This is a genomic window from Massilia horti, from assembly GCF_004614195.1.
Lineage (GTDB): Bacteria > Pseudomonadota > Gammaproteobacteria > Burkholderiales > Burkholderiaceae_D > Telluria > Telluria horti.
In genome coordinates this window covers 1-14,168 of the sequence record NZ_SPUM01000058.1, presented here as the reverse complement: position 1 = coordinate 14,168, position 14,168 = coordinate 1, and the positions used below count along the sequence as shown (strand labels likewise).

Here is a 14,168-nt window from a genome sequence, read left to right as displayed (position 1 = left end):
TCAGGCCGCCGCCTCCTCTTCGCACAGCTTCAGGTTGGCCTTGTGCGACCCGGCCAGGCTGGCCGCCAGCATCGCGCCGCGCTCCTCCAGCAGGGCGAACACGGCATCCTTCGACAGCACGTACTGCTCGAGCAGCGTGTCCTTGAGCGACTCGATCACCTCGCGGTAGTCGCGGATCGCGCCCAGCGTGTAGCTGTACAGCTCGTCGGCCTTCTGCTCGACCTGGCGCAGCGTGTGCTCGGCGCTCACTTCGTTGGCCAGCTGGCCGTAGTCGATCTTCGAGCGCGAATACATCGACAGCCGGCTCACCATCAGGTTCAGCATCTTGGTGACCTTTTCAATGTCGTTCTGGCTGCCCACCGAGATGCCGCGCGCGCCGTAGAACAGCTCCTCGGCCGCGACGCCGCCGTACAGGCCGATCACGTCGCGCTCGAGCTCTTCCAGCGTGCGCAGCGACATGTCATCGTTCGATTGCAGCACATAGCCCAGCGCGCCGATCTTGGACACCGCTTCGGTGCTGATCTTGATGAGGTGCGACTTCTCCTTCACTTCGGCCAGGCTCATGCCGGCGCGCAGGTACGGGTCGATCTGCATGAAGAAGTGGCCCAGCTCGTGCAGCGCCACGCGCTCGCGCTGCTTGTGCTTTTCGGCCGTCGTGGCGCGGTCGGTGAGGCCAATGGTGGCACGCTCGAACGCGCGGAACATCAGGTCGGTGTCGATGATCGCCTTTTCCTGGATCGAGATCATGCTGGCACGCTCGACCACCGTTTCCAGCAGCGCCGGCGACAGGTTGGCCGTGATTTCCGCCACCTGCTCCAGGTCGAGGTTGTCCCAGTCGACCAGGCCGTCCTTCTTCCGGGCCAGGAAGCTCTTCAAGAGGTCGCGGCGCTCGGCCTTGTTCGGCAAGCGGAAGTTGATCTTCACCGAGAAGCGGCGCAGCATCGCTTCATCCATTTCAGTCGAGGCGTCGTCGAAGTTCGAGGCGACCACCCAGATCACGCCCTGGCCCTGGTCGCTCTTGACCCCGTCGAGCAGGCCCAGCAGGGTGTTGGCGGTGTCGTCTTCCCACTTCTTCTCGCTGCGGCCGCGCGGCATGAACAGGCTCTGCGCTTCATCCAGGAAGATGATGCACCTGCCCTTGGCGCAGGCCTTGCGGTACAGCGTGTTAAGCGCCTTGGAACCGCCGCCGACATAGCCGGACTCCAGCGCCGAGCCGGAGGCCTGGATCAGCGGGACGTTCAGGCGCTTGGCCAGGTAGCCGGCCAGCTTGGTCTTGCCGGTGCCGGCCGGACCGGTCAGCATCACGTTGAACGGCTTGTCGATATTGTGCGACTGGTAGACCTCGCGGTTGCGGATCATGTCTTCCAGGTGCAGCACTTCCTGCTTGATGTCTTCCATCCCGATCAGGTCATCCATGCTGCCCTTGAGCTTGTCGGGGGCGATGACGGATGCGTTCACACCCATGCCGGGAATGCCGAACTTCAGGGCGTAGAGGATGAACAGGATCACGGTAATGTCGAGCGCGTGGCGCTTCGCGAAGTCGATGACCTGGGCACGCGTGCCGCCCTCGCCTTCGTCCATCACGGCCTTGTGCGCGGCCAGGTAGTCATCCTTGGCGATCGAATACGGGATCGCGTTCTTCAGCAGCACTTCGCGCTCGAGCGACAGGTGCGAGGTGCTGGGCACCTTGACCACGTGGATCTGCGGCGCGTTGTTGTACTTGAACACGTAAAGCGGCGATTCGGACAGCGGCTTGGCCACCAGCAGGTACGCGAGGCGGTCCTTGTTGGCAGCCAGCTGCGTAATTTCGGAAATATTCTGCGAGTGGACTACCGGGCTCGGGTCTTGCGGGACATCGGCCTTGTATATAGCCAGTCCAACGGCCATGCCGAGGACGACTACGGCAGCGATGCGCACGTAGACGTTCTTGAAGGCAATCTGGAGTCGGGCAAAGTTGGGCATGTATCGGTACTCTACAAATGTGGGTGTGCGCAATGCGATTGCAAAACAACGGAGGCCTTCCAGCGGCTGGTCTGGCGGGAGGGCGGGAGGCTCTTGGGGGCCTTATGGGATCAGGACTGATCCGTTGACATTATTGATGCCCGAAGGCAATGAGGATATGGGGAACTATACCCCCAAAAAAAAGCGCGTGTATACCTTTTGCGGCAAATATTTTTGAGGGGAACCACTCCAACAACAGAGTCAGGGTATTTTGTTGGCTGACTGGCAAAAAATATTTACGTTGCCTCAAAAAACCAAAATGCGGGATATAAATCAGGAAATATTGACTATTGAAAAATATTATCCAAATTTCAGTTAAGAAATGCGCATTGGGGATTCCGTTTTGTGCAACCACAAGAACCTCAAGCGTGTTTGATTCGTCTCTTTTCAATCGAACGCGATGGTGCGCGCGTTTTTGTTATTCTTGAACCAGCTCTCGGCCATTCTTCGGTGCGCCCTGGCCACGCCAGTCGCGCATAACGTCGACAGACCTGCAAGGAAGGAACGGAACGTGAACAAATATGCGCTTGCAGCAGCGCTTGCGCTGGCCCTCGGCGGTGCCGCGCAGGCAGCCGCCATCGACTTGTCGCCCGGCATTGTGGCCGACAGCGTCCCCACCCAGGCCACGCAGTCGCACGCGGTCGCCCCGCCCATGGCGGCCGATCATCTGGCCATATTTTCGGTCGATATGTCCGAACTGCCGGAACCCGCGGTATTTCTCATGATGCTGCTCGGCCTTGTCCTGATCGGTTATCGGGCCAGCCGCGATAGCAGCGAGAAATTTAAATAAGTGAAAGTTACCGCCATTCCGCGTGGAATGGCGGCCATCTGCGCCGGCATTAATATGAGCGCTGCGACAGGCGGCATACCTTGTCTATTTTTCCATAGGCAACGCCGCTTTTTAACGCATCGGCAACGCATTTCGCCTTTTGCGGCCCCGAATTTGAAACAATAACAAAGACAGCGCCGACCACAATCACGGCACCAATCACCAAGGCAAGCCCTTTTAGCAAATCCTTGTCCATTTCAAGTCAATGCGGGAAGGTGAAACTGCATTGTATCGAGATTGCGACGATTATTATTGCTGTAGCGCATTAACGCGGATATTTCGGACCTGCCTTCAAGCCGCAGCAGTGCATAGCGCGTGGAGCTTGCACAAGGTGGCCCAGTTGCGCGATGTGGTCGCGTCGCCCAGTTGCCTGCCCAGGGCCGCGGCCGCGGCGCTTTCGAGCACCCCTTCAGGGCACCAGACGTAGGCGGCACGCTGGCCGAGCGCCAGCGCGCCCGGGCCCCAGTCCTGCTCGCACAACGGCGCGACCAGTGTGCGCGCCACCGGATCGGCCAGGATAAAGGTCAGCAGGCGCGACTGGTCGGTGGCAACGGAGACTAATGGATTGTCGGCAACGATCTCGGCCAGTTCGTCGCTAGCCAGCACGAACACACGCGCGACAACGCCCAGTTTGAGCACCAGCATCTCCTCGATGCTGGATGCGGCCTGCTGCGGCGCCAGCTCATCGGCACTGAACACAACGTTCCCACTGTTGAGGATGCTGCGCACGTCGCGGTAGCCCAGATCGCCGACCAGCTTGCGCAGGTCAGCCATTGCCACCCGTTTCGCCCGCCCGACATTGATTCCCCTGAGCAGGGCAATGTAGCGTTTGCTTGTCATGGGCAACATGTTACTCCTGCGGGGCCACGCGCGGCGCGCTTCTTGCCCCTGCTGATCCGATTTTTGTGCCGCTCGTGCCGGTGATTACTTGAGCAGGCCTTCCGCGCGCAGCGCCTGCTGCACCGCCGGGCGCGCCGCCACGCGCGCCAGGAATGCCTGCACCGCCGGCCAGGGCGACAGGTCGAGCTGAACGAAACCGGCCCAGCTGGCCACGGTGAACAGGTAGGTGTCGGCCGCCGTGAATGCGGAGCCGGTCAGGTAGTCCTGGCCTTCGAGCATGCGCTCGACATAGCCGAAACGGTTGGCCAGGTTGGCACGTGCGGCCTGCTTCATGTCTTCGCTCGCGGTCTTGTTAAACAGCGGGCTGAAGTTCTTGTGCAGTTCGGTCGAGATAAAATTCAGCCACTCGAGCACGCGGTAGCGCTCGATGCCGGCGACCGGCACCAGGTTCGACGCCGGCGCCTGGTCGGCGATGTACTGCAGGATGGCCGGCGCTTCGGTCAGCACCGTCCCGTCATTCAGTTGCAGTGCAGGAACATAACCCTTCGGGTTGATTGCGCGGAAGTCAGCACCGCTGGCCGTCAGTTTCGTGCCCAGGTCGACCCGCTCGGTCGTGAACGTAAACCCGGCCTCGATAAGCGAGATGTGCGGGGAGAGCGAGCAGGCGCCGGGGCTGAAATACAGTTTCATTGATGTGTCCTTTGATCAAACGTGGATTGGCCAACAGGTGATGCCCTGCAGGGAATGGCGAGAATACAACATCTATTCCCGTCCTGCTTGGCCCTCCTCAAGTGCGCGCCTCTCGACAAGCCGCGGCGAACCATCAGGGATAACGCACAGTATGGCAAGCGGATGGTAAGATCGGTTACATACCTTGTAAGGAGGAAAGTATGGGTGCAACGTACAAGCTGACTGCCCTGGGTGCCGCGCAGCCCGGGATGGTGTTGGCCGAAGACTTGCTCGACCGGCAGGGGCAGATGCTGCTGCCCAAGGGCGCGGTGCTGGCTGCCGGCATGCTGGCATCGCTGGCGCGCCACGGCATCGCGATGCTGCCGATCGCAGTGGCCGAGCCGGCCGAGGCACGGGACGATGCGGCGATCCAGGCCCGCCTCGACCATATTTTCCGCAAGCACGATCGCGAGGACAACAACGACTGGGCGACGACGCTGCTGCGCCGCCATATCGAGGGTTACCGGCTGACACCCGAGGTGGCGCCCGAGGTGGCCCCATGAACGCGGCCACGACCGACGACGTCGCCAACGGGCTGGAAGACCTGCCTTCGCTGCCGGCGGTGGTGATGGAGCTACTGGGAAGCGTCGACCAGGAGGACGTCGATATTTCGGTGCTGGCGAAAAAGGTCTCGTACGACCAGGCGCTGACCGCCAAAACCCTGCGCCTGGCCAACTCGTCGCTGTACGGCCTGCAGGTCAAGGTCACGACCATCCAGCAGGCCATCACGTTTCTTGGCTTCCAGACCACACGCAACCTGATCATCGCGGTGGCGGTGACCGGGTGTTTCCCGAGCGGCCGCTGCCCCGGCTTCGACGACAAGGCGTTCTGGCGCCATTCCATCGCCACTGCCGCCTGCGCACGGGCGCTGGCACGGCGCATGCGCTTTAACCAGGATTACGCCTTCACGGCCGGCCTGCTGCACGACATCGGACGGCTGGTGCTGGTCACCCGGTTCCCCGAGCCCTACCAGCAGGTCCTGGCCCACCGGGCCGAACAGGACTGTACCCTGCTCGATGCCGAACGCGCCGTGCTGGGCATCGACCATATTTCGGCCGGGGTCGCCCTGGCGCAGCATTGGAATTTTTCGGACACGATGCGCCAGGCCATCACTAACCACCACGCCCCGGACACGGTGGGAGCGGGTTTTTTGGCCACGATCGTCCACGTGGCCAACGCGATCGTACATGCGCTTGATCTGGCAAACGAAAAAGATGAGCTTGTGCCGCCAGTCGCAACCGTCGCATGGAACGCGCTGGGGCTCAGCGAAGAATCTTACCTGCACCTGTTCCGTGAAACGGAACTGCAATTTGAGGAAATGTCGACCATCCTGATGGCGTAAACCGGCCGACGCGACCAGGCAGCGGCGGCGTCAGCGCGCCGCGTCGCCGCCCTGGTTGGCCGAAGGCATGACAGTTGGGCCTGTCACGCCTGCGGCATCAGTGCGCATAATTGCCAGACGGAGATGCCTCGTTCTGCTGCTTCTGGTCCTGCGACTGTTGCTGCTGTTGGGCAGCGGCTGCGGCTGCCTGCTGGGCAGCTTTTTCCTCGGGCTTCGGGCGGCCCTGGGCATCGGACAGGCGATACTTGGTGCGGCGGTCGCCCATCAGGTCGCGCAGGTCGCGGATGCTCATCCCGGTCACTTCGTGCATGCGGATCAGCAGCGATGCGCCCACCGGCAGGCGGTGATGGCGGATCTTGCTGATGACAGGCGGCGCTACCTCCAGCATGCGCGACAGGGCAGCGTCGTTCTTCAGTTGCATCTTGCCAAGCAAGATATCCAGAAGGTGGTTCGGGTTGTAGCTTTCCTGTGATGCCAAAGCATGATGTGCCATGATTTTTACCTCGTGAGAGTGGTTAAAATAGTTCCGTTACGAACTTTGTTAATGACTATCTTTCGTCTACATAAGTTCCCGGAAAACGTCCCAGGCGATTAAACAGAACGAATCTGATAATGCGCTTAAGAACGTCCCCGGCTGCATGCGCTCCCGCTCCAGCTCCCCGGACGCACTTGTCTCTAAAACAAATTATCAGACTCATATGCCATCAGTACATCCGACCTGAGCATGTGACTCATTGTTTAAAATCAAGCTATCGTGCGGAAAGCTTGTCACAGAGGCATTTCAGCACATGGGGATAATTTGTGGCGCACGCAAGAGTTTTCTTGGATTTACTTTGCGTCGCCTTCTGACAACGGAAGTCGTTGATTTGCAACACAAAACTTGTAGAGGAAGATCAACGGACGATCGGTCCGTAACATCTTGAAACGAATCAATCCATTTAACAATCTGAACGTTTCGACAATTCATTAGTTACAAGCAACGGTTCATTCCAAACGGCATTGCCAGTTTCATTCGGCCTGCGCCTTTTTGGCCGGAGTTGCCGATTTACGGTAAACTGGAATGCCACCTTGTCAAAGCATTAGGGAACCGCGAAAAACCGTAGCGAGCGGCGGCAATGGCGGCCGAGAAGCGCAGCTGTACGAGGAGTACAGCGAGCATCGCAGGCCGCCATTGCAACGCGCAGTAGGTTTTTCGCGGTTCCCATTAGCACCCTTTTCAACACAGCACCCCATGCAGAAAAAAGTATTCATCAAGACCTTCGGTTGCCAAATGAACGAGTACGACTCGGACAAGATGGCGGACGTACTGGGCGCCTCCGAAGGCTTGGTACGCACCGACAAGCCGGAAGAGGCGGACGTCATCCTCTTTAACACCTGCTCGGTCCGTGAAAAGGCGCAGGAAAAAGTGTTCTCCGACCTGGGCCGCATCCGCGAACTCAAACGCGACAAGCCGGACCTCCTGATCGGCGTAGGCGGCTGCGTCGCCTCGCAGGAAGGCGAAGCGATCGTCAAGCGCGCCCCTTACGTCGACATGGTATTCGGGCCGCAGACCCTGCACCGCCTGCCGCAGATGATCGAGGCCCGGCGCGCCTCCGGCTCGTCCCAGGTCGACATCAGCTTCCCCGAGATCGAAAAATTCGACCACCTGCCGCCCGCCAAGATCGAGGGCTCGGTCGCCTACGTGTCGATCATGGAAGGCTGCAGCAAGTACTGCAGCTACTGCGTGGTGCCGTACACCCGCGGCGAGGAAGTGTCGCGCCGCTTCGAGGACGTGCTGACCGAGGTCGCCGGCCTGGCCGCGCAGGGCGTCAAGGAAATCACGCTGCTCGGCCAGAACGTGAACGCCTACCGCGGCACGATGGAAGACGGCCAAGTCGCCGACTTCGCGCTGCTGCTCGAATACATCGCCGACATTCCCGGCATCGAGCGCCTGCGCTTCGTGACCAGCCACCCGAAAGAATTCACCCAGCGCCTGATCGACGCGTACGCCAAGATCCCGCAGCTGGTCAACCACCTGTACCTGCCGGTCCAGCATGGCTCGGACCGCATCCTGCAGGCGATGAAACGCGGCTATACCGCGCTCGAATACAAGTCGATCATCCGCCGCATCAAGGCGGTGCGCCCGAACATCGCGATCTCGTCCGACTTCATCGTCGGCTTCCCCGGCGAAACCGATGCCGACTTCGAAGCGATGATGAAGCTGGTGCAGGACGTCGGCTTCGACAACAGCTTCTCCTTCATCTTCAGCAAGCGCCCCGGCACCCCGGCCGCCAACCTCGAGGACGACACGCCGCACGAAGTCAAGCTGGCGCGCCTGCAGCGCCTGCAGGCCCTGATCGACGCCAACACCAAGAAGCACAGCGCGGCGATGGTCGGCACTGTCCAGCGCATCCTGGTCGAGGGCCCGTCCAAGAAGGGCGGCGGCGAGCTGCAGGGCCGCACCGAAAGCAACCGCGTCGTCAACTTCGCACCTGGCACGGCCGGCGCAACGCTCACCGGCCAGCTGGTGGACGTGCGCATCACCGAAAGCCTCGACTACACCCTGCGCGGCGAACTCGTCGCCAACCTTGATACGATTGCCAAAGTCAGTTGAAAAACCGTATTCCAACCCAGCCCTCGTATTTCGTCCCGGAGCCGCTCGATAACATGCGGCTCGCCCACCTGTGCGGCCCGCTCGACGAAAACCTGCGCCAGATCTCGGCCGCGCTCGACGTGACGATCTTCCGGCGCGGCGACAAATTCATCGTCGGCGGCGCCAACGCCGATCGCGCGGTCGAACTGCTCGACCGCTTCTACGCCGTCGCCAACAAGGTCGTGCCGATCGAGGAAGTGCAGCTCGCCCTGGTCGAGCAGCGCGCCGGCCTGAACCCGAGCATCGAGCCGGCGCCCGATGCCCCGGCGTCCGAACCGGGCCAGCTTGATGAAGCGGCGCTTGACAACGTCAGCCCGGCGCTCAAGACGCGCCGCAGCGACCTGCGCGGCCGCACGCCGCACCAGATCCAGTACCTCAAGGCGGTGCTGGAACACGACATCAGTTTCGGCATCGGCCCGGCCGGCACCGGCAAGACCTATCTCGCGGTCGCGTGCGCGGTCGACGCGCTCGAACGCGACGCCGTCAAGCGCATCGTGCTCACCCGCCCCGCGGTGGAAGCCGGCGAACGGCTCGGCTTTTTGCCGGGTGACCTGAGCCAGAAGGTCGACCCCTACCTGCGCCCGCTGTACGACGCGCTGTACGACCTGCTCGGCTTTGACCGCACCCAGAAGCTGTTCGAAAAACAGGTGATCGAGATCGCCCCGCTCGCCTACATGCGCGGCCGCACGCTCAACCACGCGTTCGTGATCCTCGACGAGGCGCAGAACACCACGGTCGAGCAGATGAAGATGTTCCTGACCCGGATCGGCTTTGGCAGCAAGGCCGTGGTCACGGGCGACATCACGCAGGTTGACCTGCACAAGACGATGAAGAGCGGGCTGGTCGACGCCATGCACGTGCTCAAGGACGTGCGCGGGATCGCCTTCACCCATTTCACCAGTGCCGACGTCGTGCGCCACCCGCTGGTCGCGCGCATCGTCGACGCCTATGACAAGGCCAGCGCCAGGGAAGACCTGATCGCGCTGCCCAAACCTGCCGCTAACCGAAATGTCCGCAAAAAATCATAAGCTCGACCTGTCCGTGCAGTACGCGGACGAACGCCTCGAACAGGCCATCACGCCCGCCATGCTGGAACAGTGGGTGCAGGCGGCGCTGATGGGGCCTGCCATCCTGACCATCCGCTTCGTCGATGCCGACGAAGGACGGCAGCTGAACCACGACTACCGCGGCAAGGACTACGCGACCAATGTGCTGACCTTCGCCTACAACGAAGGCGCCGAACTGGACGACGACGAGCCCACCGAGGCCGACATCGTGCTGTGCACCGACGTGCTCCAGCGCGAAGCCGACGAGCAGAAAAAGACGCTGGAAGAGCATGCCGCGCACCTGGTGGTGCACGGGGTGCTGCACGCGCAGGGCTTCGACCACGAGACTGACGAGGAAGCCGAGGAAATGGAACAGCTCGAGCGCGACATCATGGAGGCGCTGGAGTATCCGGATCCGTATTCGGAAAAGTAGGGTGGGCGAGTCTCCCGCCCACGCGTTCAACGTCTGCTAATTGGACGCGTGGGTGAGTAATCGTAGGGTGCGCACCTGTGCGCACGCGGATCGCGAAGGCAGCGTAGCGAAGCGGCTGCCGCAAGTGAGCAAGCGATGACCGCGTGCGCACAGGTGCGCACCCTACGACGCCTCCGGTAGCCGTACGGTCGCGCCAACCGCAATAATTTTGCACATGCTCAAAAAACAGGCACACCAGCTTTTGGTGTATCCTATGCCCATCGCAACAACGGCTCTCATGCCAACTATGCCCGAGCACCCTGCCGACGTCCGAACGGACGCCAAACACCACCGGTCGCTGTTCGAACGGCTGACCGCCCTGATTTCCCCTGAGCCCGAAAACCGCGCCGAGCTGCTCGAAGTGCTGCACGACGCGCACGAACGCAACCTGATCGATGCCGACGCCCTCTCGATGATCGAGGGCGTGTTCCAGGTCTCCGACCTGTCCGCGCGCGACATCATGGTGCCGCGCTCGCAAATGGACGTGGTCGACATTTCCAAGCCGATAGAGGAATGGATGCCGACCGTGCTCGAAACCGCCCATTCGCGCTTCCCCGCCATCGAGGGCGAGCGTGACAAGGTGGTCGGCATCCTGCTGGCCAAGGACCTGCTGCGCTACTACGCCGAGGAATCGTTCGACGTGCGCGACATGCTGCGCCCGGCGATCTTTATCCCGGAATCGAAGCGCCTGAACGTGCTGCTACGCGACTTTCGCGCCAATCACAACCACATGGCGATCGTGGTCGACGAGTACAGCGGCGTTGCCGGCCTGATCACGATCGAGGACGTGCTCGAGCAGATCGTCGGCGACATCGAGGACGAGTACGACTTCGACGAGGAAGAAGACAACATCATCTCGATCAAGGAAGGCCAGTACGGCCCGCGCTGGCGCGTCAAAGCGCTGACCGAGATCGACCAGTTCAACGACGAGGTCGGGGCCAACCTGCCCGAGGACGATGTCGACACCATCGGCGGCCTGGTGGCCAGCCACCTGGGCCGCATGCCGCACAAGGGCGAGGAATTCGTGCTCGACCACCTGCGTTTTGAAGTGCTGCGCGCCGACGCGCGCCAGATCCATGTCCTGCTGGTAGAAAAACTGCCGCACACCGACGACGACGACGACTAATGCTGCTGCGTCGTCGTTCGCCCGCCACCGCCCCCGATCCCGCCCTGCGCGGCAGCCGCCCGAGCCGCACCGCCCTGGCATTGAGCGCGCTCGCCGGCGCCGCGAGCCTGTTCTCGTTCGCGCCGTTCGGCTGGTGGCCGCTGCAGTTCCTGTCGCTCGCCTACCTGTTCTACCAGGTGGGCATGGGCAGCTCGGTGCGCCGCGCTACCTTGCTCGGCTGGGCCTTCGGCTTCGGCTGGTCGGTGGCCGGCATGCATTGGCTGTACATTGCGCTGAACCGCTTCGGCGGACTGCCGGCGATCCTGTCGGCGATGGCGATCGCGATACTGGGCCTGTACATGGGATTGTTCGGCGCGTTCGCGGCCGGCGTGGCGACCTGGCTGCGCAAGAAGTGGTCGCTGCCGGTCGCCAGCTTCCTGCTCATCGCGCTGCCCGTCTTGTGGGGCGTGTCGGAATGGATGCGCGGCTGGGTATTCACCGGTTTTCCGTGGGCGGCCTCCGGCTACGCGCACAATACGGCGCCGCTCGCGGGCTTTGCCCCGCTGGTGGGCGTGTATGGCATCGGCGTGCTGGTCGCGGTCTGCGCCGGGTGCCTGGTCATGCTGACCCAGCGCGCTCGCCTGCCGGCGATTGGCCTGTTCGCGGCGCTGATGATCGCAGGCTGGGGCTTGTCGACGATCGAATGGACGCGCCCTGCGGGCCAGCCAATCACTGTGCGCCTGACCCAGGGGAATATCAGGCAGGATGAAAAGTTCAGCAGCGAGCATCTGCTCAATATCCTGACCCGCTACCGCGACCTCATGACTGCCGCGCCGGCCGATTTGGTCGCCGCGCCCGAGACGGCGATCCCGGTGTTCCCGCAACAGCTTCCGCCCGATTACCTGCTGCAGCTGAAGGACTTTTCGGCACGCACCGGCAGCTACCTGATGTTCGGCATCCCGCTGTCGGACGGTCCGGGGATCTATTCCAACAGCGTGGCCGGCATTGGACCGCAGGGGCAGAGCTACAGCTACGACAAGCACCACCTGGTGCCGTTCGGCGAATTCATCCCGACCGGCTTTCGCTGGTTCACCGACATGATGCACATTCCGCTGGGCGACTTCACCCGCGGCAACGCGGTGCAGCCGGCCTTCCAGGTCAAGGACCAGTTCGTGCTGCCCAATGTCTGCTACGAGGACGTCTTCGGCGAAGAAATCGCCAAACAGCTGCGCGACGCCAGCCAGCCGGCCACGCTGCTGCTGAACGTCTCGAACCTGGCCTGGTATGGCGAGTCGGTCGCGATCCCGCAACACCTGCAGATTTCGCGCATGCGTTCGCTGGAGACGGGCCGCCCGATGCTGCGCGCGACTAATAACGGCGCCACCGCCGTCATCGATGGCCGCGGACGTGTCGTGCAGGAGATTGCGCCGTACACGCAAGGCACGCTGGCGGCGACCGTGCAAGGCATGACGGGCATGACGCCGTACATTCGATTTGGCAATTACCTGTTCCTGGGCCTTTCCGCGCTGGCTTTGATCGGCACTTGGCTCACTGGACTGAACTACAGGAAGAAAACCGCTAAAGTAGCGTAATCGCCTCAACTTTCGGGCCAGACAATAGTCGAAACCCGCTAAAATTGGTCATTTAGCAAACCCACCGTATTCGCCGCGCCTGGCGCGCGAAGCCTACAAGATGCTCACATTCCAACAAATCATCCTGACCTTGCAAACCTACTGGGACAAGCAGGGTTGCGCCCTGCTCCAGCCCTATGACATGGAGGTCGGCGCGGGCACCTTCCACACCGGCACCTTCCTGCGCGCGATCGGCCCGGAGCCGTGGCGCGCCGCCTACGTGCAGCCGTCGCGCCGTCCCAAGGATGGCCGCTACGGCGAGAACCCGAACCGCCTGCAGCACTACTACCAATACCAGGTGGTGCTCAAGCCGGCGCCGGAAAACATCCTCGACCTGTACCTGGGTTCGCTCGAAGCGCTGGGCCTGGACCTGAAGAAGAACGACGTGCGCTTCGTGGAGGACGACTGGGAAAGCCCGACCCTGGGCGCCTGGGGCCTGGGCTGGGAAGTCTGGCTCAACGGCATGGAGGTGACCCAGTTCACCTACTTCCAGCAGGTCGGCGGGCTGGACTGCAAGCCGGTGCTGGGCGAAATCACCTACGGCATCGAGCGCCTGGCGATGTACCTGCAGGGCGTGGAAAACGTCTACGACCTGGTCTGGACCGAGTGGGAAGAAAACGGTGCGGCCGGCGCTCCGGTCAAGAAGTCGCTCAGCTACGGCGACGTGTTCCACCAGAACGAGGTCGAGCAGTCGACCTACAACTTCGAGCATTCCAACACCGAGCTGCTGTTCCAGGCCTTCGCCAACCATGAGCAGGAAGCCAAGCGCCTGATCGAGCTGGAGCTCACGCTGCCGGCCTACGAGCAGATCATGAAGGCCTCGCACAGCTTCAACATGCTTGACGCGCGCGGCGCCATCTCGGTCACCGAGCGCGCCGCCTACATTGGCCGCGTGCGCGCCTTGTCCCGCCTGGTGGCCCAGGCCTACTACGACTCGCGCGAGAAACTCGGCTTTCCCATGCTGGGCAAACAAGAAGAAAAGGCAGCCGCCTGAGCCCCAGGACCAGACAAGAACAGAACCATGAACCAAACACTACTCGTCGAACTGCAGACTGAAGAACTGCCCCCGAAGGCGCTCGCCAAGCTGGGCGCCGCCTTCGCGGACGGCATCCTCAAGGGCCTGAAGGCACGCGACTTCGTGGAAGCGGATAGCAGCGCCACCACCTATGCCACCCCGCGCCGCCTGGCGGTATCGATCACCAACGTGCGCGGCGCCTCGCCGGACAAGACCATCCGCGAAAAGGTGCTGCCGGTATCGGTGGCGCTGGACAAGGAAGGCAATGCGACAGCGCCGCTGGCCAAGAAGCTGGCCGCGCTGGGCTTTCCTGACCTGTCCGTAGCGGACCTCGAGCGCGCCCAGGACGGCAAGGCCGAGAGCTTCTTCTACACCTACACCGCACCGGGCAGCGCCCTGGCCGAGGGCCTGCAACCGGTGCTCGAAGAGACGGTCGCCAAGCTGCCGATCCCGAAGGTGATGAGCTACCAGCGCCCGGACGGCGAGACCGTCCAGTTCGTGCGTCCGGTGCACTCGCTGCTTGCGC

General features: G+C 62.2%; 16 protein-coding genes. 10 read left to right on the top strand and 6 right to left on the bottom strand.

Features of this window, described 5'->3' with window-relative positions; translation table 11 throughout:
• Entirely contained in the window at positions 1-1,962 is a 1,962-nt protein-coding gene (locus tag E4O92_RS09930; protein WP_135189607.1) for an AAA family ATPase, read from the bottom strand.
• 130 nt (positions 1,963-2,092) lie between these two features.
• Positions 2,093-2,392, bottom strand: coding sequence for a hypothetical protein (locus E4O92_RS09925; RefSeq protein ID WP_135189606.1), 300 nt, complete (start codon positions 2,390-2,392; stop codon positions 2,093-2,095).
• Between the two features lie 120 nt (positions 2,393-2,512).
• Here E4O92_RS09925 and E4O92_RS09920 point away from each other — a divergent pair, with 120 nt between their 5' ends.
• The gene (locus E4O92_RS09920) at positions 2,513-2,791 is read left to right on the top strand and encodes a PEP-CTERM sorting domain-containing protein (RefSeq protein ID WP_135189605.1); all 279 of its coding nucleotides are present in this window, start codon (positions 2,513-2,515) and stop codon (positions 2,789-2,791) included.
• Positions 2,792-2,840: 49 nt separating this feature from the next.
• Here the strand turns inward: E4O92_RS09920 and E4O92_RS09915 are convergent, their stop codons facing one another.
• The 3 genes from E4O92_RS09915 to gstA all read right to left on the bottom strand — a co-directional run bounded on the left by E4O92_RS09915 (position 2,841) and on the right by gstA (position 4,360).
• A complete protein-coding gene (locus tag E4O92_RS09915) occupies positions 2,841-3,026 on the bottom strand; it encodes a hypothetical protein (RefSeq protein WP_135189604.1) in 186 nt (61 codons plus the stop codon).
• 95 nt (positions 3,027-3,121) lie between these two features.
• Positions 3,122-3,679, bottom strand: coding sequence for a DUF1697 domain-containing protein (locus tag E4O92_RS09910; protein ID WP_229483220.1), 558 nt, complete (start codon positions 3,677-3,679; stop codon positions 3,122-3,124).
• 75 nt (positions 3,680-3,754) lie between these two features.
• On the bottom strand, positions 3,755-4,360 hold the full coding sequence (gene gstA / locus E4O92_RS09905; RefSeq protein WP_135189602.1) for a glutathione transferase GstA: 606 nt from the start codon (positions 4,358-4,360) through the stop codon (positions 3,755-3,757).
• A gap of 200 nt (positions 4,361-4,560) precedes the next feature.
• Here gstA and E4O92_RS09900 point away from each other — a divergent pair, with 200 nt between their 5' ends.
• Positions 4,561-4,902 carry a hypothetical protein gene (locus E4O92_RS09900; RefSeq protein WP_229483218.1) on the top strand — a complete coding sequence of 114 codons (342 nt, stop codon included), beginning with the start codon at positions 4,561-4,563 and terminating at the stop codon, positions 4,900-4,902.
• The gene (locus E4O92_RS09895; RefSeq protein ID WP_135189601.1) at positions 4,899-5,741 is read left to right on the top strand and encodes an HDOD domain-containing protein; all 843 of its coding nucleotides are present in this window, start codon (positions 4,899-4,901) and stop codon (positions 5,739-5,741) included. The genes E4O92_RS09900 and E4O92_RS09895 overlap by 4 nt, the downstream gene beginning before the upstream one ends.
• Before the next feature lie 97 nt (positions 5,742-5,838).
• Here the strand turns inward: E4O92_RS09895 and E4O92_RS09890 are convergent, their stop codons facing one another.
• A complete protein-coding gene (locus E4O92_RS09890) occupies positions 5,839-6,234 on the bottom strand; it encodes a hypothetical protein (protein ID WP_135189600.1) in 396 nt (131 codons plus the stop codon).
• A 738-nt stretch (positions 6,235-6,972) separates the two neighbouring features.
• On the opposite strand from E4O92_RS09890, the gene miaB reads away from it, so the two are divergent.
• From miaB to E4O92_RS09855, 7 genes are all read left to right on the top strand, one after another.
• Positions 6,973-8,334: a tRNA (N6-isopentenyl adenosine(37)-C2)-methylthiotransferase MiaB gene (gene miaB, locus E4O92_RS09885; protein ID WP_135189599.1), complete on the top strand. Its 1,362-nt coding sequence runs from the start codon at positions 6,973-6,975 to the stop codon at positions 8,332-8,334.
• 53 nt (positions 8,335-8,387) lie between these two features.
• The gene (locus E4O92_RS09880) at positions 8,388-9,401 is read left to right on the top strand and encodes a PhoH family protein (protein WP_370660000.1); all 1,014 of its coding nucleotides are present in this window, start codon (positions 8,388-8,390) and stop codon (positions 9,399-9,401) included.
• Entirely contained in the window at positions 9,382-9,852 is a 471-nt protein-coding gene (ybeY, locus tag E4O92_RS09875) for an rRNA maturation RNase YbeY (protein ID WP_135189597.1), read from the top strand. Before E4O92_RS09880 ends, ybeY begins: the two co-directional genes overlap by 20 nt.
• Positions 9,853-10,138: 286 nt before the next feature.
• Positions 10,139-11,017 carry a CorC family transporter gene (locus E4O92_RS09870; RefSeq protein ID WP_135189617.1) on the top strand — a complete coding sequence of 293 codons (879 nt, stop codon included), beginning with the start codon at positions 10,139-10,141 and terminating at the stop codon, positions 11,015-11,017.
• Positions 11,017-12,588, top strand: coding sequence for an apolipoprotein N-acyltransferase (gene lnt, locus E4O92_RS09865; RefSeq protein ID WP_135189596.1), 1,572 nt, complete (start codon positions 11,017-11,019; stop codon positions 12,586-12,588). Before E4O92_RS09870 ends, lnt begins: the two co-directional genes overlap by 1 nt.
• A gap of 100 nt (positions 12,589-12,688) precedes the next feature.
• Positions 12,689-13,621 (top strand): glycine--tRNA ligase subunit alpha, encoded by a 933-nt coding sequence (gene glyQ / locus E4O92_RS09860; RefSeq protein WP_135189595.1) that lies wholly within the window; start codon positions 12,689-12,691, stop codon positions 13,619-13,621.
• 27 nt (positions 13,622-13,648) lie between these two features.
• The coding region (locus tag E4O92_RS09855) for a glycine--tRNA ligase subunit beta (protein ID WP_135189594.1) at positions 13,649-14,168 on the top strand (520 nt) is incomplete at its 3' end.